Source organism: Bradyrhizobium sp. UFLA05-109, assembly GCF_054185165.1.
In genome coordinates, this window is the sequence record NZ_JBBIAR010000091.1 from 1 (window position 1) to 22,089 (window position 22,089).

General features: G+C 64.7%; 16 protein-coding genes. 8 read left to right on the forward strand and 8 right to left on the reverse strand.

Annotation, left to right across the window (positions count from 1 at the left end; genetic code table 11):
• Positions 1 to 2,765, forward strand: a 2,765-nt coding sequence (locus Q3C01_RS40140) for a di-heme-cytochrome C peroxidase (RefSeq protein ID WP_458150859.1), incomplete at its 5' end; no start/stop codon positions are given.
• A 153-nt stretch (positions 2,766 to 2,918) separates the two neighbouring features.
• Here Q3C01_RS40140 and Q3C01_RS40145 read toward each other — a convergent pair.
• Positions 2,919 to 3,866 (reverse strand): alpha/beta fold hydrolase, encoded by a 948-nt coding sequence (locus Q3C01_RS40145; protein WP_458150860.1) that lies wholly within the window; start codon positions 3,864 to 3,866, stop codon positions 2,919 to 2,921.
• Between the two features lie 209 nt (positions 3,867 to 4,075).
• Between Q3C01_RS40145 and Q3C01_RS40150 the strand changes: the two genes are divergently transcribed.
• Positions 4,076 to 4,540: an Hsp20 family protein gene (locus Q3C01_RS40150; protein ID WP_458150861.1), complete on the forward strand. Its 465-nt coding sequence runs from the start codon at positions 4,076 to 4,078 to the stop codon at positions 4,538 to 4,540.
• Between the two features lie 164 nt (positions 4,541 to 4,704).
• Positions 4,705 to 5,475 (forward strand): alpha/beta fold hydrolase, encoded by a 771-nt coding sequence (locus tag Q3C01_RS40155; RefSeq protein WP_458150862.1) that lies wholly within the window; start codon positions 4,705 to 4,707, stop codon positions 5,473 to 5,475.
• Between the two features lie 149 nt (positions 5,476 to 5,624).
• On the opposite strand, the gene Q3C01_RS40160 is transcribed toward Q3C01_RS40155, so the two are convergent.
• Complete coding sequence (locus Q3C01_RS40160; protein WP_458150863.1) at positions 5,625 to 6,374, reverse strand: hypothetical protein; 750 nt, start codon at positions 6,372 to 6,374, stop codon at positions 5,625 to 5,627.
• 492 nt (positions 6,375 to 6,866) lie between these two features.
• On the opposite strand from Q3C01_RS40160, the gene gltB reads away from it, so the two are divergent.
• Both gltB and Q3C01_RS40170 read left to right on the forward strand, forming a co-directional pair.
• Positions 6,867 to 11,594 (forward strand): glutamate synthase large subunit, encoded by a 4,728-nt coding sequence (gltB, locus tag Q3C01_RS40165; protein ID WP_458150864.1) that lies wholly within the window; start codon positions 6,867 to 6,869, stop codon positions 11,592 to 11,594.
• Positions 11,595 to 11,744: 150 nt separating this feature from the next.
• Complete coding sequence (locus tag Q3C01_RS40170; protein WP_458150865.1) at positions 11,745 to 13,196, forward strand: glutamate synthase subunit beta; 1,452 nt, start codon at positions 11,745 to 11,747, stop codon at positions 13,194 to 13,196.
• A 188-nt stretch (positions 13,197 to 13,384) separates the two neighbouring features.
• On the opposite strand, the gene Q3C01_RS40175 is transcribed toward Q3C01_RS40170, so the two are convergent.
• On the reverse strand, positions 13,385 to 15,133 hold the full coding sequence (locus tag Q3C01_RS40175) for an outer membrane beta-barrel protein (RefSeq protein ID WP_458150866.1): 1,749 nt from the start codon (positions 15,131 to 15,133) through the stop codon (positions 13,385 to 13,387).
• 297 nt (positions 15,134 to 15,430) lie between these two features.
• Here Q3C01_RS40175 and Q3C01_RS40180 point away from each other — a divergent pair, with 297 nt between their 5' ends.
• Entirely contained in the window at positions 15,431 to 16,438 is a 1,008-nt protein-coding gene (locus Q3C01_RS40180; RefSeq protein WP_458150867.1) for a KpsF/GutQ family sugar-phosphate isomerase, read from the forward strand.
• A gap of 167 nt (positions 16,439 to 16,605) precedes the next feature.
• Here Q3C01_RS40180 and Q3C01_RS40185 read toward each other — a convergent pair whose 3' ends face one another.
• Entirely contained in the window at positions 16,606 to 17,160 is a 555-nt protein-coding gene (locus Q3C01_RS40185) for a carboxymuconolactone decarboxylase family protein (RefSeq protein WP_458150868.1), read from the reverse strand.
• A 72-nt stretch (positions 17,161 to 17,232) separates the two neighbouring features.
• Between Q3C01_RS40185 and Q3C01_RS40190 the strand changes: the two genes are divergently transcribed.
• Complete coding sequence (locus tag Q3C01_RS40190; protein ID WP_458150869.1) at positions 17,233 to 17,559, forward strand: winged helix-turn-helix transcriptional regulator; 327 nt, start codon at positions 17,233 to 17,235, stop codon at positions 17,557 to 17,559.
• 166 nt (positions 17,560 to 17,725) lie between these two features.
• Here the strand turns inward: Q3C01_RS40190 and Q3C01_RS40195 are convergent, their stop codons facing one another.
• From Q3C01_RS40195 to hemH, 4 genes are all read right to left on the reverse strand, one after another.
• Entirely contained in the window at positions 17,726 to 18,169 is a 444-nt protein-coding gene (locus Q3C01_RS40195; RefSeq protein ID WP_458150870.1) for an NfeD family protein, read from the reverse strand.
• 20 nt (positions 18,170 to 18,189) lie between these two features.
• A complete protein-coding gene (locus tag Q3C01_RS40200) occupies positions 18,190 to 19,188 on the reverse strand; it encodes an SPFH domain-containing protein (RefSeq protein ID WP_458150871.1) in 999 nt (332 codons plus the stop codon).
• A gap of 293 nt (positions 19,189 to 19,481) precedes the next feature.
• Positions 19,482 to 20,462 (reverse strand): ABC transporter substrate-binding protein, encoded by a 981-nt coding sequence (locus tag Q3C01_RS40205; RefSeq protein WP_458150872.1) that lies wholly within the window; start codon positions 20,460 to 20,462, stop codon positions 19,482 to 19,484.
• Between the two features lie 10 nt (positions 20,463 to 20,472).
• Positions 20,473 to 21,510: a ferrochelatase gene (gene hemH / locus Q3C01_RS40210; protein ID WP_458150873.1), complete on the reverse strand. Its 1,038-nt coding sequence runs from the start codon at positions 21,508 to 21,510 to the stop codon at positions 20,473 to 20,475.
• Positions 21,511 to 21,678: 168 nt separating this feature from the next.
• On the opposite strand from hemH, the gene Q3C01_RS40215 reads away from it, so the two are divergent.
• On the forward strand, positions 21,679 to 22,077 hold the full coding sequence (locus tag Q3C01_RS40215) for an MAPEG family protein (protein WP_458150874.1): 399 nt from the start codon (positions 21,679 to 21,681) through the stop codon (positions 22,075 to 22,077).
• Positions 22,078 to 22,089 lie beyond the last annotated feature (12 nt).

The window sequence follows — 22,089 nt, forward strand, 5'->3', positions numbered from 1 at the left end:
TGCATGACTCCGCTTCGAAGCCCCCCTTCGACCCCTCGATCCAGGTGTCGCCGAACAATCCCTGTCCATTCCTGCGCGGCCTCGTCGGCGAAGGCTTTGTCGATGGCGGGACCGTCCCGCTCATCACGCTGTCGCAGACCATCGCGAATGCGAGCGGCGAAACGGGGTTGAAGAAGATCTCGGCGCGCATCCAGGTCCGCGGGGTTGCGCTCATCGCCAACGGCTTCCGCCACATCCTGAAGAGCATTTGGGCGGGCGCGCAGCTCGACGCGCTGCGCGGCGGGCCGCTGGACAAGCTCGGAGCCGGCTCGCGCATCCTCAGCGTCGACGGCAAGGTCAACGAGGATGAGATCGCACGGCTTGCGAGCTTCGGCCGTACCTACACCGATCCGAACGGCGGCAACACCGAGCGAGGTCTCAACGCGTCGGAAATCAAGACCTTCATGCGCGACAACCTCAAGCGCGCCGGCAGCGCCGCACGCTGGTATTACCCCCTGCTGATGAAGTTCGAATGGCCCATCCTCCTGAAGATCATGGGCAAGGGCAAGGCAGAGGACCGCTATCTCAGCGTGGACGAGGTGCGCACGTTGTTCAACGAACGCAAATTCCCGGACCGCATCAACCAGTCCATCCTGTGGCAGCCGCTGCTGTCAGCCTGCCAGCTCAGGTTTCGCTGGGCGTTCGCGCTCGGAGCGCTGATCCTTGCCCTCGGTCTCGCGACCTTGGTTACGGTCGCCGAATTCCCGAACCAGGTCCGCGCCATGCTGCCGCAGAAGGGGATACTCGCGCAGCTTCTGCCGCCGCCCTTGCCCACGCTCCCCGAGACGACGGCAGCCTATTGGCTCGAGCAAAACTGGTCGCTCAAGGACCGGCACTGGTTTCATCACGCCAGCCAGGGCACCGCGACTTTTCCGGTGCCCTATACCTGGTTCATGGCACTCGAGCAGCCGCGACTTCATCTGTTCTCGCGGCCAGGCATGATGAAGGACAGCGCCTATCTCGAGCGCTTCGGCTTCATCCCGAGCCCGCAGTCGATCCAGACCGACGTGACCACGCTGCGCCGCTTCGGTTACGCCAATGTCTATGAGACGACACAGGTCCCGGACTGGTCGACCAAGTGGACGCCGGCGGAGAACGTCGACGGCCTGCCGGTCGGCTTCGCACGGATGACCGGTGTCGTCGATCCCGCGACCGGCCGTCGCGAAGAGGACAAGATCGGGCTGACCTGCGCGGCCTGCCATACCGGCCAGATCCACTACCACGGCATCGACGTCCGCTTCGATGGCGGGCCGGCGATGACCGACCTGAAGAAGCTCGAGCTCTCCACCGGCCTGTCGATCGCGTACACGCTGTACGTTCCGTTCCGCTTCCAGCGCTTTGCCGATCGCGTGCTCGGGCCCGAGGCCAGCAAGGCGGACCGCGACACGCTCAAGCAGAAGCTCAGCGCCATCGGCAAATTCCTGATCGATTGGCAGAACAAGTACAACGACACGATCGAGCACAGGCAGACTTGGGACAAGAAGAAGCAGCAGGACACCGAGGAAGGGTTCGGCCGCCTCGACGCCCTCAATCGCATCGGCAACCAGGTTTTCTCGCAGGATTTCGCGTTGAGCGGGATCAGCGGCTTCGAGAAGAACCTGCACGCCCAGGACGCACCGGTCAGCTATCCCGCGATCTGGACCGTACCGTGGTTCAAGTTCGCCCAATACGACGCCTCGATCGAGCAGCCGCTGATCCGCAACGCCGGCGAAGCCCTCGGCGTGACGGCGCTGCTCAACCTGTCCGATGCCTATCCGGAGGACGCGCTTTGGCGTTCCTCGACTCATATCAAGACACTCGGCTGGATCGAGGACCTGCTCAGAGGCCCCGATCCATTCAAGCCGGCCGATCCCTCTGGCGGCCCGAAATTCGGTGGCCTTCTGGCACCGAAATGGCCCTCGCAGATCCTTGGCGATGCCTGGAGGCTCGATCAGAAGAAGATCGACAATGGCCGCAAGATCTACGCCGAGATGTGCTCCGGGTGCCACCTGCCGGCCGTCGACACCCCGGCCTTCTGGTCGTCAGGCCATTGGGAGGCAAGCGGCGACACCAAGGTCCTGAACGCGGTGACGATTCCCCTCGACGAGATCAAGACCGATCCCGAACAGTCCCTCGTGCTCACCAACAGGATCGTCGATGTGCCCGGCTTCCTGAAGGTGAATACTGCCGACCTCAAGACCTGGTGGCAATGCGACGTCCCGACCGCGAGTTCGTCGACCGAGATGGTGTATGCGCTCGGCCTCATGACGGTGGTTGACCTCGTCGCTCGCAAGTGGATGGACGACGATAAGACTCCGGAAGCTGAGCGGGCGAAATTGTGGAATCTCGCGCGCAAGAACTGTCTCAATCCGGCGCCCGGGCCACGCTATCGCGCGCGGCCGCTCAACGGCATCTGGGCGACGGCGCCTTATCTGCATAACGGTTCGGTGCCTTCGCTGTATTGGCTGCTGAAGCCGCAAAGCGAGCGCCCGACGAAGTTTTGCATGGGGCGTCGCGACTATGATCCCGTGACCGTCGGCTTTGCGGTCACTGCCGACGAGCGCTGCAAGACCGGCGAAACGCAGTTCTCGGCGGGGTCGGAGAAGGATCCGATCCAGGGCAACAGCGTGCTCGGCCACTCCTTCGAGCGCAAGGAAGGCGAACCGAAACGCCCCGGCGTGATCGGTCGCATGTTCAGGGATGACGACGAGCGCTACGATTTGATCGAATATCTGAAGACGCTGTAGTTCGCGCTGTCACGGGCCCGCTCAAAGCGGGGGTCTCGAAGGATGGCCGCGGGTGAGATCCGGGCCTTCATGGTTCGCCCCGACGGAGACGCGCGTTCCACGCCCTCACCATGAGGGGTCTGGTGGCGCAATAATGTGAGAGCGCCCTGCCCCTCACCCAAACAACGGTGTGCCGGGCACGAAGGCATCGAATGCGGCCCAGAACTGGGCGCGGTAGCGATCCTGCTCCTGGAGAATCTCGTGCTTGGCGCCGGCGATCACGAGGTGGGAGCCGGCGCGCAAGTGATAGGCGAACTCCTCGATCGCGGCGGTGGAAACGATGGTGTCGTTGGAGGCCGCCAGCATCAGGATCGGCTGGCGGATCTCGGATGGATACGACATGCCCGTGAAAGTATGCATCGCGCGGCACGCGGTGTCGGCCCAGGCGATCGTCGGTGAGGCAAGGCCCAGCGTCGGATCTTCCTCGAGAATGGCGACATTGCGCGCGTAGCGCACGGGATCGCTGGTCAGGGGATTGTTGATGAAGGGATCCATGCCGGTAAGGCGATCGCTTCCACCTGGAACGTAGCGACCGCCCTGGCCGAACAGCCGTAGCGTCCCGAGCAGGGCGCGCGCCGGCAACGAGGTGGAGCGGCCCGGCAAATCGATCATCGGCGCCGACAGCACCATGCGGTCGAACCAGCGCTTGCCGGCATGCGCGAGTCGCAGCAGCACCGCGCCGCCCATGGAATGAGCGAGCGCGAAGAACGGCGGCGGGCAATCCGGCAGCACGACCTGCTGCACGAAGGTCTCGACGTCGATCTCATAGTCGGAGAAGGAACGCACGTAACCCTTGCGCGGATCGCGCAGGCGTCGCGAGGAATGGCCCTGGCCGCGCCAATCGATCATCGCCACCGCAAAGCCGCGATCGCGCAGGTCGCGCACCGTCTCAAAATACTTCTCGATCGATTCGCTGCGTCCGGTGAAGACGCACACCGTGCCCTTGCGACCCGCAGGCGGCGCCCAGCGCGCAAAGCGCAGCTCGGCGCCGTCGGGCGTCTTGATGGTGCCGCTGACGACGTTTTCGGGAACGGGATTGGCGGGAATCGAAACCAGCGTCATGGGCAGGGAAATGCTGAAATTCAAGGAGCGGGAGCGCCGAAAAGGCGCTGCTGTCGCCCTCTTGAACGCTGTTTCATTCCACCCATATCATCTTCGTGCAGGCCGCTACCAGTGCTTCGGGAAGCCGAGCATCAGGCTGCACACAGACTAAAGCCCGGCCCGATTGGCGGGCGGGTTTCCAGATAAGTCGCTCAATGGAGGACTAAACCATGCGTACCTACGACCTCACCCCGTTTTATCGTTCCACCGTCGGCTTCGACCGTCTCTTCAACCTGCTCGACCAGACGAGCTCCGACGGCAGCCCCGGCTATCCCCCCTACAACATCGAGCGCACCGGCGAAAACGCCTACCGCATCAGCGTTGCGGTCTCCGGCTTCTCCAAGGACGAGCTCTCCATCGTCGCGAAGGAAAACACGCTGACGATCAAGGGCGAGAAAGTCGCCAATGAGAACAGCAAGTCCGAAGTGCTCTATCGCGGCATCGCCGCGCGCGCCTTCGAGCGCGCCTTCCAGCTTGCCGATTTCGTGCAGGTGAAGAACGCCTCGCTCGAGAACGGCCTGCTCCATGTCGATCTCGTGCGCGAAATCCCTGAGGCCAAGAAGCCGCGCCAGATCGCGATCAACACCAGCGCGCAGGCCACGCAGGTGATCGAGGGCGAGAAGGCTGCCGCCTAAGGCGTCGATCACATTCGACTTTCAAGTTGCGAAAGCGCCCCGGTGCCCCGGGGCGTTTTTGTTTGTCTTGTTTGCAGCGCATCACAGAGCGGTGAAGAGGCGTAACGAGACTGCGGCGCGATCCGTCCTTCCTGGCATCGAACCAGGACAGACGGAGAATGAACATGAAAGTGTTGCGCATCCTGTTGCTCGCAGCGGGCCTGCTGGCCGCGCCCATCACCCTTGCCCACGCACAATCGACGATGCCGGTGAAGGCGAAGAATGTCGTGCTGGTGCATGGCGCCTGGGCCGATGGTTCGAGCTGGTCCAAGGTCATCCCGATCCTGCAGGCGGCAGGCTTGCACGTCACCGCCGTACAGAATCCGCTCTCCTCGCTCTCCGAATCCGTCGAGGCCACGGAGCGCGCTCTCGCCGAACAGGACGGCCCGACCGTGCTGGTTGCGCATTCCTGGGGTGGCACCGTCATCAGCCAGGTCGGCACCGATCCGAAGGTCACCGGTCTCGTCTACATCGCCGCGCGTGCGCCGGATGCGAACGAGGATTTCGTGGCGCTGTCAAAGCAATTCCCGACCGGCCCGGTGCGCGCAGGCATCGTCGAGCGCGACGGCTTCACGAAGCTCTCAGAGGACGCGTTCTTGAAGTATTTCGCCAATGGCGTCGCGCCGGAGAAGGCCAAGGAGCTCTACGCCGTGCAGTGGCCGACGGCGGCCTCGATCTTCGCCGGCCGCACGACGGAGGCGGCGTGGCATGCGAAGCCGAGCTGGTATGCGGTGTCGAAGAACGACGACACCATCAACCCCGACCTCGAACGTTTCCTCGCCAAGCGGATGAACGCAACGACGGTCGAACTCGATGCCGGCCACTTGTCACTGGTGTCGCATCCGAAGGACGTGGCGAAGCTGATCCTGCAAGCGGCCGGATACGGGCAGAGCTGAGTACGCAACACGGATTGAACGCAAAAGGCGCCAGGATTTCCTGGCGCCTTTTGTTTCGCTCAGTTCTCCCCCCAAGTCTTCCCGGCGAAGTCCGGGACGACGCCGCGGATGCGGCGGGCAATCGAACGTTCGACAGCGTGCCTCGTCCCCTACTCCAGTCCCTGGGCGGCAGGCATGTCCTGGGTCGGCAGGATGGTCGGGACGGGCTTGGTCTGGCCGACCGTCGGCGCACCTGCTTGTGGCACAGCCTCGCTGGGCTTGGCCTGCGCCGCTGCAGCCTGCTGCGAGGCTTCGGCCCGCGCCTGCCGTGGTTCGGGCCCGGATGAAGCCGCAGCCACAGGCGTCTCGCCGCGCGGCGGGGCGGACTTCGGAATCGGGACCGTGCGGCTTGCGACATGCGGGATCGACGCCGGCGGCCGTGGCGCAGCACTGCGGATCACGGTCGGCGGCGGCAGTGCGCCTTGCGGCCCGTAAGGGGCTACCGCACCTTCCTCATGGGCCGGCCCCATGCCGAAGCCGGGACCGAAGGCCGGCATGAAGCGCAAAATCCGCCCGTCACGGGCGTCGATCACGAGCCGGCCATCGTCGCCGCGGCGGTCGACCACCGCGATGGTGTAGACGAGCCCACGCAGGCGCGGGATGCCGAGCGGCGAGAAGCCGTTTTCGCGCAGCACGGCGTAGACCTCGGTGGCTGGCAGCAGCGACGGCGCGGGCTCATACTCATAGCCGTAACCATAGGGACGCGGCGGCGGCGCCTCCGGCGGACCGTAGGGGCCGTCGAAATCCGAGACGGCGGTGGCGGGCCCGCGCAGCCCTCCATTCGCCAGCACCTGCGCGTCGGCGGCAGATACCGCCAGCACAGATGCGACGGCAGCCATCCATCCTGTGAACAACTTCATGGTCGAAACGCTCCTGTCAGGCCCCCGGACGGCATGCGCTCTTTCGGCTTGTGGGCCATGGCGCGCCTTTCGAAGGGTGATCCGAAGCTTCCCCCGGGATTCCGACGGCCTCAGGGCCGGATCGCGGCGCGTTTACCTCAAATCCGGGGCGGGCCTGCTACGGGAAAGCGCGCGATTGACACCTTGGGAATCGGGACTTTTGCGTGCTTGTGTGCTAGACAAAATTTTGGCAAGGTGATTGTTAGGACAGGAAAGCTGTCTTAATTTTGCTTGTGATCCCGGCACGGGGATTGCAACGCAAAGCGGCGCTCTCGAGCGCCAAGAAGTTGCAGGCTAAAGCCGTTCTCGGGGACGTGGAACGCCCAGGCCTGAATTTAAGAAAATGCGGCTCGCAACGGACGAGCGGTGGCCCAAAGAGCGGGTGCCGCGGAACGCCCAAGGTGCGCCGAAGATGGCGGTGAGGCAGCTTGCCGCATGGAGAGGACAGGAACAATGAACGGGTCGCAATTCGAGCGCGCAAACATCGTGGCAGAAGAGCTGTCGGCGACGATCGCCTCGAAAACGACTGATCGCGAGCATACGTTCCGTCCGCCCGCCGAAGGTCTGTATGACCTCAGCATGGAAAAGGATTCCTGCGGCGTCGGCTTCATCGCCAACATCAAGGGCAAGAAGTCGCACCAGATCGTCTCGGACGCGCTCAACATCCTCTGCAACTTGGAGCACCGCGGCGCGGTCGGTGCCGACCCGCGCGCCGGTGACGGCGCCGGCATCCTGGTGCAGATCCCGCACGCCTTCTTCGCCCGCAAGGCCAAGGAGCTCGGCTTCACGCTGCCCAAGCCCGGCGAGTACGCGATCGGCGCGCTGTTCATGCCGCGCGACAGCGCCTGGCGCAACGTCATCAAGAGCATCATCGCCGACCAGATCAAGGCCGAAGGGCTGAAGCTGCTCGGCTGGCGTGACGTGCCGACCGACAACTCCTCGCTCGGCGTCACCGTGAAGCCGACCGAGCCGAACCACATGCAGGTCTTCATCGGCCGCAACGGCGCCGCCAAGACCGACGACGAGTTCGAGCGCCGGCTCTACATCCTGCGCAAGTCGATCTCGCAGGCGATCTACCAGCGCCGTGATCGGGGACTAGCAGGCTATTACCCCTGCTCGATGTCCTGCCGCACCGTGATCTACAAGGGCATGTTCCTCGCCGACCAGCTCGGCAAGTACTATCCGGACCTGCATGAAAAGGACTTCGAGAGCGCGCTCGCGCTCGTGCATCAGCGCTTCTCGACCAACACCTTCCCGACCTGGTCGCTGGCGCATCCCTACCGGATGATCGCGCATAACGGCGAGATCAACACGCTGCGCGGCAACGTCAACTGGATGGCGGCGCGTCAGGCTTCCGTGAGCTCCGAGCTCTACGGCAAGGACATCAGCCGGCTCTGGCCGATCTCCTATGAAGGGCAGAGCGACACCGCCTGCTTCGACAACGCACTCGAATTCCTGGTGCAGGGCGGCTACTCGCTGCCACACGCGGTCATGATGATGATTCCGGAGGCATGGGCCGGCAATCCCCTGATGGATGAGAAGCGCCGCGCCTTCTACGAATATCACGCCGCCCTGATGGAGCCGTGGGACGGCCCCGCCGCCATCGCCTTCACCGACGGCCGCCAGATCGGCGCCACGCTCGACCGCAACGGCCTGCGGCCCGCGCGCTACCTCGTGACTAGCGACGACCGCATCGTGATGGCGTCCGAAATGGGCGTGCTCAAGATTCCGGAGGACCAGATCGTCACCAAGTGGCGGCTCCAGCCGGGCAAGATGCTGCTGGTCGACCTCGAGCAGGGCCGCCTCATTCCCGACGACGAAATCAAGGCTGAGCTTGCCAAGAGCCATCCCTACAAGGAGTGGCTCGACCGTACCCAGATCGTGCTGGAGGAGTTGCCGAAGGCGCCGACCACCGGCGTGCGCTCGAACCTGTCGCTGCTCGACCGGCAGCAGGCGTTCGGCTACAGCCAGGAAGACATCACCATCCTGATGACGCCGATGGCCTCCACCGGCGAAGAGGCGACGGGCTCGATGGGCAACGACACGCCGGTCTCGGCGTTGTCGGCCAAGCCCAAGCCGCTGTTCACCTACTTCAAGCAGAACTTTGCGCAGGTCACCAACCCGCCGATCGACCCGATCCGCGAGGAGCTGGTGATGAGCCTGGTCTCGATCATCGGACCGCGGCCGAACCTGTTCGATCTGCAAGGCCTCGCCACCACCAAGCGCCTCGAAGTGCGTCAACCGATCCTGACCGATGCGGATCTCGAAAAGATCCGCTCGATCGCCGATCTCGGCGATTCCCACTTCAAGTCGCGCACTCTCGACACCACCTTCCACGCCGGCCTCGGTGCAGCCGGCATGGACCAGGTGCTCGACGAACTCTGCGCGCGTGCGGAAGCCGCGGTGCGCGAAGGCGTCAATATCATCATCCTGTCCGACCGCATGGTCGGCACGGACCGCGTGCCGATCCCCTCGCTGCTGGCCTGCGCCGCCGTGCATCATCACCTGATCCGCACCGGCTTGCGTACCTCGGTCGGCCTCGTCGTCGAATCCGGCGAGCCGCGCGAAGTGCATCACTTCGCCTGCCTTGCCGGCTACGGCGCGGAAGCGATCAATCCTTATCTCGCGTTCGAGACCATCATCGCGATGAAGGACCGCCTGCCCGGCTCGCTCGACGACTACGAGATCGTCAAGCGCTACATCAAGTCGATCGGCAAGGGCCTTCTCAAGGTGATGTCCAAGATGGGCATCTCGACCTACCAGTCCTATTGCGGCGCGCAGATCTTTGACGCGGTCGGCCTGAAGGCGGACTTCGTGTCCAAGTTCTTCGCCGGCACCCACACCCGCATCGAGGGCGTGGGTCTGGCCGAGATCGCGGAAGAGGCCGTCCGCCGCCATGCCGACGCATTCGGTGAAGCGCTGGTCTACAAGACGGCGCTCGATGTCGGCGGCGAATATGCCTACCGCACCCGCGGCGAGGACCACGCGTGGACGGCCGAGTCGGTGTCGCTGCTTCAGCACGCCGCTCGCGGCAATTCGCATGAGCGCTATCGCGCCTTCGCCAAGATCCTCAACGAGCAATCCGAGCGTCTTTTGACGCTGCGCGGCCTGTTCCGGATCAAGAGCGCGGAGGAAGAGAAGCGCAAGCCCATCCCGCTCGACCAGGTCGAGCCGGCCAAGGACATCGTCAAGCGTTTCGCCACGGGCGCGATGTCGTTCGGCTCGATCTCGCGTGAGGCGCACACGACGCTGGCGATCGCCATGAACCGGATCGGCGGCAAGTCGAACACCGGCGAAGGCGGCGAAGAGGCCGACCGCTTCAAGCCGCTGCCGAACGGCGACAGCATGCGCTCGGCGATCAAGCAGGTCGCCTCGGGCCGTTTCGGCGTGACGACGGAATATCTCGTCAACTCCGACATGATGCAGATCAAGATGGCGCAGGGGGCCAAGCCCGGCGAAGGCGGCCAGTTGCCCGGCCACAAGGTCGACGCGACGATCGCCAAGGTCCGGCATTCGACGCCGGGCGTCGGCCTGATCTCGCCGCCGCCGCACCACGACATCTACTCGATCGAGGACCTGGCGCAGCTCATCTACGACCTCAAGAACGTCAACCCGACGGGCGACGTCTCGGTCAAGCTCGTCTCCGAGATCGGCGTCGGCACGGTGGCCGCGGGCGTTGCCAAGGCGCGCGCCGACCATGTCACCATCGCGGGCTTCGAGGGCGGCACTGGCGCTTCGCCCCTGACCTCGATCAAGCACGCAGGCTCGCCTTGGGAGATCGGCCTCGCTGAAACCCATCAGACGCTCGTGCGCGAGCGGCTGCGCAGCCGCATCGCCGTCCAGGTCGATGGCGGCTTCCGCACCGGGCGTGACGTCGTGATCGGCGCGCTGCTCGGTGCCGACGAGTTCGGTTTTGCGACCGCACCACTGATCGCGGCCGGCTGCATCATGATGCGCAAGTGCCATCTCAACACCTGCCCGGTCGGCGTTGCGACCCAGGACCCCGTCCTGCGCAAGCGCTTCACCGGCCAGCCCGAGCACGTGATCAACTACTTCTTCTTCGTCGCCGAAGAGGTCCGCGAGATCATGGCGAGCCTCGGCTTCCGCAGCTTCAACGAGATGGTCGGCCAGACCCAGATGCTCGACCAGACCCGTCTGGTTGCGCACTGGAAGGCCAAGGGCCTCGATTTCTCGAAGCTGTTCGTCAAGCAGAAGGAAGAGAAGGGCCAGAAGATCTATCACTCGGAGCTCCAGAACCATCATCTGGAGGCCGTGCTCGACCGCAAGCTGATCGAGAATGCAACGCCCGCGCTCGACCGCGGCGCACCGGTGAAGATCGAGGCCGAGATCAACAACACCGATCGTTCCGCCGGGGCGATGCTGTCGGGCGCAGTGGCCAAGATCTACGGCCATGCGGGGCTGCCGCATGACACGATCCATGTCAGCCTCAAGGGCACCGCCGGCCAGGCCTTTGGCGCGTGGCTCGCCCACGGCGTCACCTTCGAGCTCGAGGGTGAAGGCAACGATTATGTCGGCAAGGGCCTTTCGGGCGGCAAGATCATCGTCAAGCCGCCGCGCAACGGCGGCATCGTGCCGGAAGAGAGCATCATCGTCGGCAACACCGTGATGTACGGGGCGATCGAGGGCGAGTGCTACTTCCGCGGCATCGCCGGCGAACGTTTTGCCGTGCGCAATTCCGGCGCCGTCGCGGTGGTCGAGGGCGCGGGTGATCATTGCTGCGAATACATGACCGGCGGCATCGTGGTCGTCCTCGGCAAGACCGGACGCAACTTCGCGGCCGGCATGTCCGGCGGCATCTCCTATGTGCTCGACGAGGCCGGCGACTTCGACAAGCTCTGCAACCTCAGCATGGTCGAGCTCGAGCCGGTGCTGTCGGAAGAGCTGATCAACGCCGGCACCTACAACCACTCCGGTGACCTCGAGGCGCATGGCCGCGTCGACGTGTTCCAGAACCTGCTCGATTCCGACGTCGAGCGCTTGCACGTCCTGATCTCGCGCCATGAAAAGGCGACTGGCTCCAGGCGCGCGATCGAGATCCTCGCGAACTGGAAGGAATGGCTGCCCAAATTCCGCAAGGTGATGCCGGTCGAATACCGGCGCGCACTGCGCGAAATGCAGGCCAACGCGGACGCCGAGCCGAAAATCGCGATCGGCGCTTAAGTCTAACCCCTCGTGGGTAGAGGCGGCGCGAAAGCGCCGTCTCCAACCATGAGGCCTCCATCCGGGCCTTCACCCTTCGAGACGCGTATTCCGCGCTGCTCAGGAACGGGGGTCGAAATGAAAAACCAAGCGGCAGGGACTTCGGGTTTAATGGGCAAGATCACGGGCTTTCTCGAAATCGAACGGTATGATCGCAAGTACACCCCGGTCGCCGAGCGCTTGAAGCATTTCAAGGAATTCGTCGTCCCGCTCTCGGAGAAGGAAACGCGCGACCAGGCCGCGCGCTGCATGAATTGCGGCATTCCCTACTGCCACGGCACCGGCTCGGTCGCGCCGGGCACGCCCGGCTGCCCGGTCAACAACCAGATCCCCGACTTCAACGACCTCGTCTATCAGGGTAACTGGGAAGAGGCTTCGCGCAATTTGCACTCGACCAACAACTTCCCGGAATTCACGGGCCGCATCTGCCCGGCGCCGTGCGAAGCCTCCTGCACGCTCAACATCGACGACAATCCGGTCACCATCAAGACCATCGAATGCGCGATCGTCGACCGCGCCTGGGAGAACGGCTGGCTGAGGCCAGAGATCAACACCGAGAAGACCGGCAAGAAGGTCGCGGTGATCGGCTCGGGTCCGGCCGGCATGGCCTGCGCGCAGCAGCTCGCGCGCGCCGGCCATGACGTGCACGTCTACGAGAAGTACGCCAAGGCCGGCGGCCTGCTCCGCTATGGCATTCCCGACTTCAAGATGGAGAAGGGCATCATCGACCGCCGCGCCGCGCAGATGGAAGCGGAAGGCGTCACCTTCCACTACAACAGCCATGTCGGTGCCGCCGGCAACGTCGATCCGCGCGAGATGCTCAACGATTACGACGCCATTGCTCTGACGGGCGGAGCGGAAGCGCCGCGCGACCTGCCGATCCCCGGCCGCGACCTCGACGGCATCCATTACGCGATGGACTTCCTGCCACAGCAGAACCGTCGCAACTCCGAGGAGCCGCTGGGCGGCGTCACCGACATCCTCGCCGGCGGCAAGCATGTCGTCGTCATCGGCGGCGGCGATACCGGCAGCGACTGCATCGGCACGTCGCTGCGCCAGGGCGCAAAGACCGTGACCCAACTCGAGATCATGCCGGCGCCGCCCGAGCGCGAGAACAAGGGCCTGACCTGGCCGAACTGGCCGCTCAAGATGCGCACGTCCTCGAGCCAAGCCGAAGGCGCGATCCGCGAATACGCCGTGCTGACGCAAAAGTTCTCCGGCGAGAACGGCAAGGTCAAGAAGCTGCACTGCGTGCGCGTCGACGACAAGTTCAAGCCGATGGCCGGCACCGAGTTCGAGCTCGACGCCGAGCTCATCCTGCTGGCGATGGGCTTCGTCCACCCCGTGCATGAGGGCCTCTTGAAGCTGCTCTCGGTCGACCTCGACCCGCGCGGCAACGTCAGGGCCAACACGCTCGACTACCAGACCTCGCGCCCCAACGTCTTCTCGGCCGGCGACATGCGGAGAGGCCAGTCGCTGGTGGTGTGGGCGATCCGCGAAGGGCGCCTGTGCGCGCGGTCGATCGACACCTTCCTGATGGGGAAGACGGATCTGCCGCGCTGAGTTTTCCGCGAGCCGGTGACCACAATCTGAACTGTCATCGCCCGCGAAAGCGGGCGATCCAGTATTCCAGAGACAGTGACGTAGTACGGAGGGGGCGCGGCGTACTGGATGCCCGGTCAAGCCGGGGCATGACGCCGGAGTGACTGGCGAGAGCGGAGCTGTTCACGCGCGAGCGTGATGCACCGCCCTCAATTCTGCAACCTCACCCCCAGCATCACCACCGTCGCCTGTGAACTCGCACCCACAACGTTCGAATCCAGGATGTCGTGGCGCAGGCTGCCTTTGATCCAGAGGTTGCGGTTGAGCTTGTAGATGATGTCGCCTTCGATCGAGTAGGTCTTGTCGTTGCGGTTCTGGCCCTGGTAGTCGAGCGTGCCGTAGGTGAACTTGCCGATGCCGGTGAGCCAGCGACGGAAGTCGTGGTCGACCTCGGCGGTGTAGGTGCGCACCAGGACGCCGGAGGCGCCGGGGAGCGTGGTCTCGGCGAGCTGCGTGTCGGTGAAGAATTTGACCGTGGTGAGTCCGCTGGCGTTCCAGACCAGCGAGCCCGTGGTCAGGAAGCCGCTAAGCTGGCTAAGCCTGGGATCGACATAGTTGCGCGCGGCGTAGCCGATCGAGATTTCGCCGGTGAGGATGCGCGAGAACTCGAAGGACGTGCCGACCTTGGCGTAGCCGCCGTTTGAATCGCGGAAATAGCCGTTGCGGTCGGCGGCCTGATCGTGCACGCGGGTATCGCCCTCGATCTCCAGAAATGGCCTCAGGCCCGGCTTGAGGTCGTAGGAGAAGCGGCCGATGCCGCCATACTGGTTGAAATCGCGATCGTCGTTGCTCGAAACCGTGCCGTCGGTGAGTTTCGAGTTGGTGTAGGCCGTGCGATCGACCGTGGCGCCGGCGGCGACTTCGAAACGGTTCAAGGTCTGGTCGACGCCGAGCGTCGTGCCATAGGTGGCGTAGATCGGATATTTCTGAAGTCCGGTCTGGATGTTCGGGCTGCCGGGATTGTCGGTGGCAAGCCGCAGGCGAAGCTCCGAGGTCAGCTTCAGATCGCGATCGACGTCGATGCGGCCGTCGATGTGGCCAGTGAAATCCGGCCGATCGATCTCCACGGGCGCAGGCGAGGCGACGCTGTCGATCGTCGCAGGCAACTGGTTGCCATAGCCGGTGAAGGATCCGCGCAGATCCGCGACCAGTGCGTGGCGCTCCCAGTCGGACATCACGACGAGCTCGGGCGCCACGACATAGAGCGGCGAGCCGATCGGCTTGTTGAGACGCGCCGGGTTGGTGTCATAGCCGCCCGAGAGCTCGAGCGCGCCCTTGATCAGAAAGCTGCCGGCGTAGTCGCCGACGGGACCAAAGGGATCGTCGTCGAGCTTGAGGCGCCGGCGCAGCGGCTGGCCGGACACGGTGCCGGCCATCGCCGCCGGCACCGGCGTCTTGTTGGCGGTCTCCGATGGCGGCGGCGCGATGCGTGGCTGGCCGATGCCGGGTGCGGACGTCGCGGTCGGGGCCGGGGTGCCGGGGCCGGGCGCGCGCTTCGGCTTCGGCTGTCCGGGATAGAGCTTGGGCTGCTGGCGCTTGCGATTGAGCGAGTCATAGCCCGAGCTCGAAGCGCCGTTGGCGGCAGGCAGGCCATAGGTCGGAACCTGACCGACGCGCGAGGGCGCCGGTGTATCCTTGCTCTTGCGCGGATCGGCGCTGGGATCGGGCAGCGCCGGCAAGGCGTCCGATGGCGGCTGCGCGAACGTCGCCGTGGCCGTGCGGCGCGTGGGCAGCGTGTCCGGCGAGACGAAGCCGCCGCGGTTCGGATTGAAGAGGTCGGGCGTAAGACTCTGGGCGGCTGCGGGCGCGCTCTCCAGCACGGTCAGCGCGAGGCATGGCAAGACGGCGCGCAGGACGTGCGCGCGTTTGCTCCGGCCCCTGCCTGGAGGCGACTCCACGATGGAAAAAACTCCAACGAATTCAGACACTTTCGCGATGGCTTCCGCGGGAGACGCGGGAACCATCGTTAACGGAGTTAAAACAATTATGGTTAATGAGCCGTTGAGGGCGGACGATCAGGCTGTCGTTTCTTCGAAACGCTATCCCGCTCTATCTCCTTGTTTGAGCATGATCTTTCCGGAAAACCGGCCTCTACTTTTCCGGATCATGCTCCCGCGTCGCCTCCCCGCCGCGGCCGTGCTAAGCAGGCGGCCACGGGCAAACAGGGTTTGCCGATCTCTTCCCTGGATCAAAATATGCCGAGCTCGAAACCGCTGATGACCCCATCATCCGGCCCCGCCTCCCCCGACATCGAATCCGCGCTGCGCACGCTGGAGACGGAGAGCGGCGGCATCGGCGCGCTCGCCACCGCGCTGAAGGGGCCGCTCGGGGCGAGCTTCACGGCGGCGATCGACAAGATCCGCAACGCCAAGGGGCGCGTCGTCGTCACCGGGCTCGGCAAATCCGGCCACATGGCGCGCAAGATCGCAGCGACCCTGGCCTCGACCGGCACGCCTGCCTTCTTCGTCCACGCCGCCGAAGCCGGCCATGGCGACCTCGGCATGATTACGCCCGACGACGTCATCATGGCGCTGTCCTGGTCCGGCGAGCAGCCGGAGATGAAGAACCTTGTGAATTATTCGGCGCGCTTTGCGATACCCATGATCGCGGTGACCTCGAACGCAGGCTCTGCGCTCGGACAAGCCGCCGATATCGTGATCGAGCTGCCCAAGGCACGCGAGGCCTGCCCGCACAATCTGGCGCCGACCACCTCGACCCTGATGCAGGCCGCAATCGGCGATGCCATCGCGATCGCGCTGCTCGAAGGCCGCGGCTTCACTGCGCTGGAGTTCGCGCATTTCCACCCCGGGGGAAAACTCGGCGCGATGCTGAAATTCGTCCGCGACTACATGCGCACCGGCGCGGAGATTCCGGTCAAGCCGATCGGCACGAAGATGTCGGAGGCAGTCGTCGAGATGTCGGCCAAGGGGCTCGGCTGCGTCTGCATCGTGAGCGACACGGGCGAGATCGCCGGCATCATCACCGACGGCGATTTGCGCCGCCACATGCGGCCGGATCTGCTGACCGCGACGGTCGACGACATCATGACCATGCAGCCGAAGACCGTCCCTCCCTCCATGCTCGCGACCGAGATGCTGGAGGTGCTCAACACGCGCAAGATCACGACGCTGATCGTGACCGAAGCGAACAAGGTCGTCGGCATCGTGCATCTGCACGATCTCTTGCGTGCAGGCGTGGCTTAAACGTTTCCCCGTCATCCCGGGGATCGCAAAGCGATGAGCCCGGGATCCATTCATCCGCATCACCCGTTGCGAAGGATTCCGGGCTCGCGCCAGGAGGCGCGCCCCGGAATGACACTGAGGGTGTAGCGCGCGCTGTCTCTCCTCTCCGTCATTGCAATGACGGATGGTTAGACCGCCGGAAACCGCGCCGCCTTCTCCTCCAGCGGCAGTCTCAGTCCATTCGCCAGATACGACACCGTGCGATAGACCCCGCACAGCATGATCATCTCCAAAATCTGTGCATTGTCGTAGTGCGCTGCGAGCGCTGCGAACTCCGCGTCATCGAGCGTGGCGCGATGATGCAAGGCATCGACGGCCGCGATCAGCGCCTGCTCGGCCGCAGACCAGCACGCTGACGTCGCATCACCCTTGGCAGTGGCGCGGATCTGTTCTTCCGTGAGACCTGCAGCTCCGGCGAAGATCGCGATATGCACACCCCATTCATACTCGCATGTGTTCAACGCGCAGGTGCGGTCGATGACGATCTCCCGCGCGCGCAACGACAGCGGTCCCGGGTCCAGGAGACTGCTGGCGCGGAACTTGTCCCAGGCGCGGTTGTGTCCCGCCATCACCCGGAACAGCATCAAGGGCGGCGCGCCGCGCATGATGCGGTTGAACTGCTCATCGATCTCGGGCGGATAAGGTGGATCCAGCGGCGCGATGCGCGACGTCACCTGTGACATGGCCGATCTCTCCGCTACAATAATCGTAGCAACTGACGCTACACTATCTGTAGCAGCGCGCAAGGGGGCGATATGGCGAGGCAGATCGGGCAACGCAGCGTACGCGGCTCGCGCACGGGCCGCCCGATCATGGCCCTGCTGGACCTCTTGGGAAAACGCTGGAGCCTGCGGATCCTGTGGGAATTGCGCGGCGCCCCCCTCACCTCCCGGGCGCTGCGGAGCGCCTGCGACGAGGCATCCCCCACGGTGCTGCAAGCGCGGCTGACGGAATTGCGCGAGGCGGGCTTTGTGGAGCTTGGGGATGCCGGCGGCTACAGCCTGACGCCGCAGGGACGGGAATTATGCGAGACCTTCATGCCGCTGCACCGATTTGCGGAGCGGTGGCGGCGGGAAGGCTGAGCGTGGATTGCTCCCTCTCCCCGTTCTTACGGGGAGAGGGTCGGGGTGAGGGGCTGCTTCCGCGAAAAAGGTGAGAGCTGGACTCGCTGAGAGTCCCCCTCACCCGGAATTCAAGCTGGGCTTGAATTCCGACCTCTCCCCGCAAGCGGGGCGAGGTAAAGGGTCGTCACGCCGCGGCCACGGTCAGGTTGGCGCCGTCCACCTGCACCACCTTCACCCGCGTACCGGCCGGCGTATCGGGGCCGGCGACGCGCCAGACGGTGTCGCCGATGCGTACGGTGCCGCTTCCGTCGATGATCGGCTTCTCAAGCGTGAACTCGCGGCCCAGAAGCGCCTCAGTCCGCCTGTTCAGATGCGGGCTCGCGCTCGTGTCGATCCTGCCGCGCGCCAGGCGCCGCCACAGCGGCACGGCGGCGGCGGCGAACAGCGCGAACATCACGAGCTGCGCCTGCCAGGCGGGATGGGCAACGAACGAGACCAGCCCAACCAGGAGCGATGCGAGCCCGAGCCAGAACAGGAACACGCCCGGCGCGAACACCTCCAGCGCCATCAGGATGAAGCCAAAGATAAGCCAGTTCCACGTGCCGAGGGTGACGAACATATCGGTCATGACACGACCTCTGGGTTACCTCATTGTTGCGGCGGCACGGCCGGCGGCGGGCTGCCGGCCGACGGCACCGAGCCACGACGGGCGGCGGCGGTCGCGGAGGCCGCGCTTTCGCCGAACGTCGCCTTTGCGATCTCGCCGATGCCGGCGAGCGAACCGAGCAGGCTCACGGCTTCCATCGGCAGCATGATGATCTTCTGGTTTGGCGCCTCCGCAAACTGTCCGAACGCCTTTATATATTTGTCGGCGATGAAATAGTTCAACGAGGCGACGTCGCCCTTGGCAATCGCATCCGACACCATCTGCGTTGCCTTGGCCTCGGCCTCCGCAAGGCGCTCGCGCGCTTCGGCGTCGCGGAATGCCGCTTCCCGACGGCCTTCGGCCTGAAGGATCTGGCCCTGCTTGGCGCCCTCGGCCCGCAGGATCTCGGACTGCCGCTGGCCTTCGGCGGCCAGGATGTCGGCGCGCTTGACGCGCTCGGCCTTCATCTGCCGGCCCATCGCCTCGACGAGATCGGCCGGCGGCACGATGTCCTTGATCTCGATGCGGTTGACCTTGACGCCCCAGGGCGAGACCGCGGCGTCGACGACGCGCAGCAGGCGCTCGTTGATCTCGTCGCGATGCGACAGCACCTGGTCGAGATCCATCGAGCCCATCACCGAGCGGATGTTGGTCATCGTCAGCACGGTGATCGCGTTGTTCAGGTTAGCCACCTCATAGCTCGCTTTCGCAGCATCAAACACCTGGTAGAAGGCGACGCCGTCCACGCTCACCGTCGCGTTGTCCTTGGTGATCACCTCCTGCTCGGGAATGTCGATCACCTGCTCCATCATGTTCATCTTGCGGCCGACGCGGTCGAAATAGGGCACGATCAGGTTGAGTCCCGGCGACAGTGTCTGGGTGTATTTGCCGAACCGCTCGATGGTCCAGTCGTAGCCCTGCGGCACCGTTTTCACGCCGGCAAGCAGCGTGACGATGACGAGAAACACCAGTGCAATTGCAAAAATATCGAAACCGCTCATAGCTCCTCCAAGGCGGGAAAGGCGTTTCCCGCGCCGTTCATTGGTCGGATTCCCGTCCCGACCGGTTCAGCGGCACACTTTACGTCGGCCTGTGACGATCATTTCACAAGACGCACGAAGCCGGAACGATGGCCATTAAGTATTGGTGGGAAGGCTCTTGAAACGCCGTGGCGCTCACCTACGCCATGATCCGGAAAAGTGTGAAGCGGTTTTCCGAAAAGATGACGCTCAAACAACAACCTAAAGCGCGATGACGATTCATTCGAATGTCATCGCGCTTTAGGTCGCGCGCCTCATTCGATGACCTCGTCGGCGACCGCAAGCAGCGCCGGCGGGATGGTGACGCCGAGCGTTCGTGCGGTCCGCAAGTTGACCGCAAGCTCGAACTTGGTGGGGTTTTGCACCGGAAGATCGGCAGGACTTGCGCCCTTCAGGATGCGGTCGATATAGGCCGCGGCGCGCCGCACCTGCTCGGCGCTGTCGGTGCTGTACGACATCAGGCCGCCCTCATCGACGAAGGTCCGGCTCCAATAGACCGCAGGGAGGCGTGCTTCGGCGACCGCCGCCTGGAGGCGCGCGCGATTCGCCAGCGTGAAGAAATCAGGCAGAACGAGCAGGCCTTCGCCCCGGCGGGCTGCGAGCGCCGCGATCGAGACGTCGTCATGGACCGGCGCCGGTTCGGCCGACACGCCGAGCGCGCTTGCCCCCTGTTCGATCGCGTGCAGCATGAGGTCGGCGAAAGGCGCCGTGGCAGGATTGTAGACCACAGCGATGCGGGAGACCTTCGGCGTGATCTGCGTCAGCATCTCCAGCCATTTGCCGGCCATCGGCCCGTCGTAGTCGGTGAAGCCGGTGATGTTGCCGCCCGGATGCGAAAGGGCTTTGACAAAACCCTGGCCGACGGGATCCGTGACGATGGCGAACACGATCGGCGTTGCCGCGGCGCGCTTGCGCAGCTCCTCAACCGACGGCGTGCCTATGGCGAGCAGGATGTCGGGATTGAGCGCAACCAACTCGCCGGCCTGCCGCGCGATCAGCGTCCGATCGCCGCCGCCACTGCGCCAGTCGATCAGCAGATTGTCCTGTTCCTTCCAGCCGAGCGCTGCGAGCGCGTCGACCAGGATCGTCGGGCGCATCTGCGCGATGGCGTCATCGGCCGCCGTCACCGTGAGCACGCCGAGCCGGCGCATCGCGGCCGGGGCCGGCTGCGCGACCGCCGGCAGCGGCAGCAAGACGCCGCCGCCGAGAAGTACCAGAACCTCGCGCCGCTTCATGGGGCGTCCCTCAGATCCAGCCCTGCAGCTCGCGCAGCACCAGGGTGCGGATCACGTCCATGCCGGGCTCGCTGTCGTTGAGGCAGGGAATCGCGGCAAACGCCTCGCCTCCATTGTGCCTGAAGATTTCGGCATTCTCCTGTGCGATCTCCTCCAGGGTCTCGAGGCAGTCGGCGGCAAAACCCGGCGTCACCACTGCGATGCGGCGCACGCCTTCCTGCGCCAGGCGCTTCATGGTCGCATCCGTATAGGGTTGGAGCCATTCCTCATTGCCAAAGCGCGATTGGAAGGTGAGCAGAAGCTTCGACGAGTCGAGCCCCAGCCGCCGGCGCAGCGCCTCGGTGGTTGCCACGCAGTGGCCCCGATAGGGATCGCCCTTCTCGACATAGGATATCGGCATGCCGTGGAAGGAGGCAACGATCAGCTCCGGCGTGAACGGCAGGTTCGCCAGGCTCGCCTCGATCGAGACCGCGAGCGCCTCGATATAGGCCTCGTCCTCGTAGTAGGGCGGCGTCACCCGCAGCGTCGGCTGGGCGCGCAGGCGGGCGAGCACGCGAAACACCTCGTCGCAGACGGTCGCCGAGGTCGAGGCCGAATATTGCGGATAGAGCGGCACCGCCAGGATCCGGTCACAGCCTTGCGCGATCAGCGCATCGATTCCGGACTTGATCGATGGATTGCCGTAGCGCATCGCCCAGTCCACCACGACATGCGCGCGGTCGGCGAGGGCGGCGGCGAGCTTGTCGGCCTGCGAGCGCGTGATGGTCTTGAGCGGCGACTCGTTCTTCTCGGTGTTCCAGATCTTCTGGTAGTCGAGCGCCTTGGTGCGCGGGCGCTTTCGCAGGATGATGCCGTTCAGCACGAACTGCCAGACTAGGCCCTGGTCCTCGATGACGCGGGGATCGCTCAGGAATTCCTTGAGGTAGACGCGCACGCCCGGAGCATCCGCGGTGTCGGGGGTCCCGAGATTGACGAGCAGCACGCCGGCACGCGAGGCGGCCGGAGCCGTGGTGGCCTTCGATGTGTCGATCGGGAGAACGCGCGTCATGGCCCAACGGGTTCGCGCGTTGGGCCGAACTTGTCAAGATTGGGCCGACTTCGCTAGGGTTTCGACCCGAGCGCGGTGGGTTTCCATCGCGCTCGACCTTTGGTGGAGCATGGTCTTCACGGAAAACCGGTGCCCACTTTTCCGGGCCATGCGCAGGGGGAAGGAACCATGACGCTCGCGGAATGGTGCGTATTTGGAGCGCTGCTGCTCTATCTTGCGACGATCGCCTCGATCAAATGGATCAGGTTCGGTCGTTTCGATAATTCGAAGCCGCGCGACCCGGCCTTCTATGAGGATGCCATCTCGCAGCGCGCGCTGGGCGCGCACCAGAACGGCATCGAGACCTTCCCGTTCTTCGCGATTGCCGTGCTGCTCGCCGAATTCCGCGATTCCCCGCAGCGCCTGGTCGACGAGCTCGCCGTGCTCTTCCTGATCGTGCGGATCGCCTACGTCTTCACCTATCTCGGCAACCGTCCGACGCTGCGCTCCATTCTCTGGAGCATCGGCTTTGCAATCAACGTCGCGATCTTCTTCATGCCCGCCTTGAAGCAGTTTCTGCCGGTGTGAGGGCTACGGGAA

Bases quoted from the DNA above. Each gene is read 5' to 3' on its own strand.
- hemH (WP_458150873.1), bottom strand. From the start codon at position 21,510: ATGACGCGCGTTCTCCCGATCGACACATCGAAGGCCACCACGGCTCCG.
- Q3C01_RS40150 (WP_458150861.1), top strand. From the start codon at position 4,076: ATGCGTACCTACGACCTCACCCCGTTTTATCGTTCCACCGTCGGCTTC.
- Q3C01_RS40195 (WP_458150870.1), bottom strand. From the start codon at position 18,169: ATGACCGATATGTTCGTCACCCTCGGCACGTGGAACTGGCTTATCTTT.
- Q3C01_RS40160 (WP_458150863.1), bottom strand. From the start codon at position 6,374: ATGAAGTTGTTCACAGGATGGATGGCTGCCGTCGCATCTGTGCTGGCG.
- Q3C01_RS40200 (WP_458150871.1), bottom strand. From the start codon at position 19,188: ATGAGCGGTTTCGATATTTTTGCAATTGCACTGGTGTTTCTCGTCATC.
- Q3C01_RS40145 (WP_458150860.1), bottom strand. From the start codon at position 3,866: ATGACGCTGGTTTCGATTCCCGCCAATCCCGTTCCCGAAAACGTCGTC.
- Q3C01_RS40215 (WP_458150874.1), top strand. From the start codon at position 21,679: ATGACGCTCGCGGAATGGTGCGTATTTGGAGCGCTGCTGCTCTATCTT.
- Q3C01_RS40155 (WP_458150862.1), top strand. From the start codon at position 4,705: ATGAAAGTGTTGCGCATCCTGTTGCTCGCAGCGGGCCTGCTGGCCGCG.
- Q3C01_RS40190 (WP_458150869.1), top strand. From the start codon at position 17,233: ATGGCGAGGCAGATCGGGCAACGCAGCGTACGCGGCTCGCGCACGGGC.
- Q3C01_RS40180 (WP_458150867.1), top strand. From the start codon at position 15,431: ATGCCGAGCTCGAAACCGCTGATGACCCCATCATCCGGCCCCGCCTCC.
- gltB (WP_458150864.1), top strand. From the start codon at position 6,867: ATGAACGGGTCGCAATTCGAGCGCGCAAACATCGTGGCAGAAGAGCTG.
- Q3C01_RS40205 (WP_458150872.1), bottom strand. From the start codon at position 20,462: ATGAAGCGGCGCGAGGTTCTGGTACTTCTCGGCGGCGGCGTCTTGCTG.
- Q3C01_RS40185 (WP_458150868.1), bottom strand. From the start codon at position 17,160: ATGTCACAGGTGACGTCGCGCATCGCGCCGCTGGATCCACCTTATCCG.
- Q3C01_RS40170 (WP_458150865.1), top strand. From the start codon at position 11,745: ATGGGCAAGATCACGGGCTTTCTCGAAATCGAACGGTATGATCGCAAG.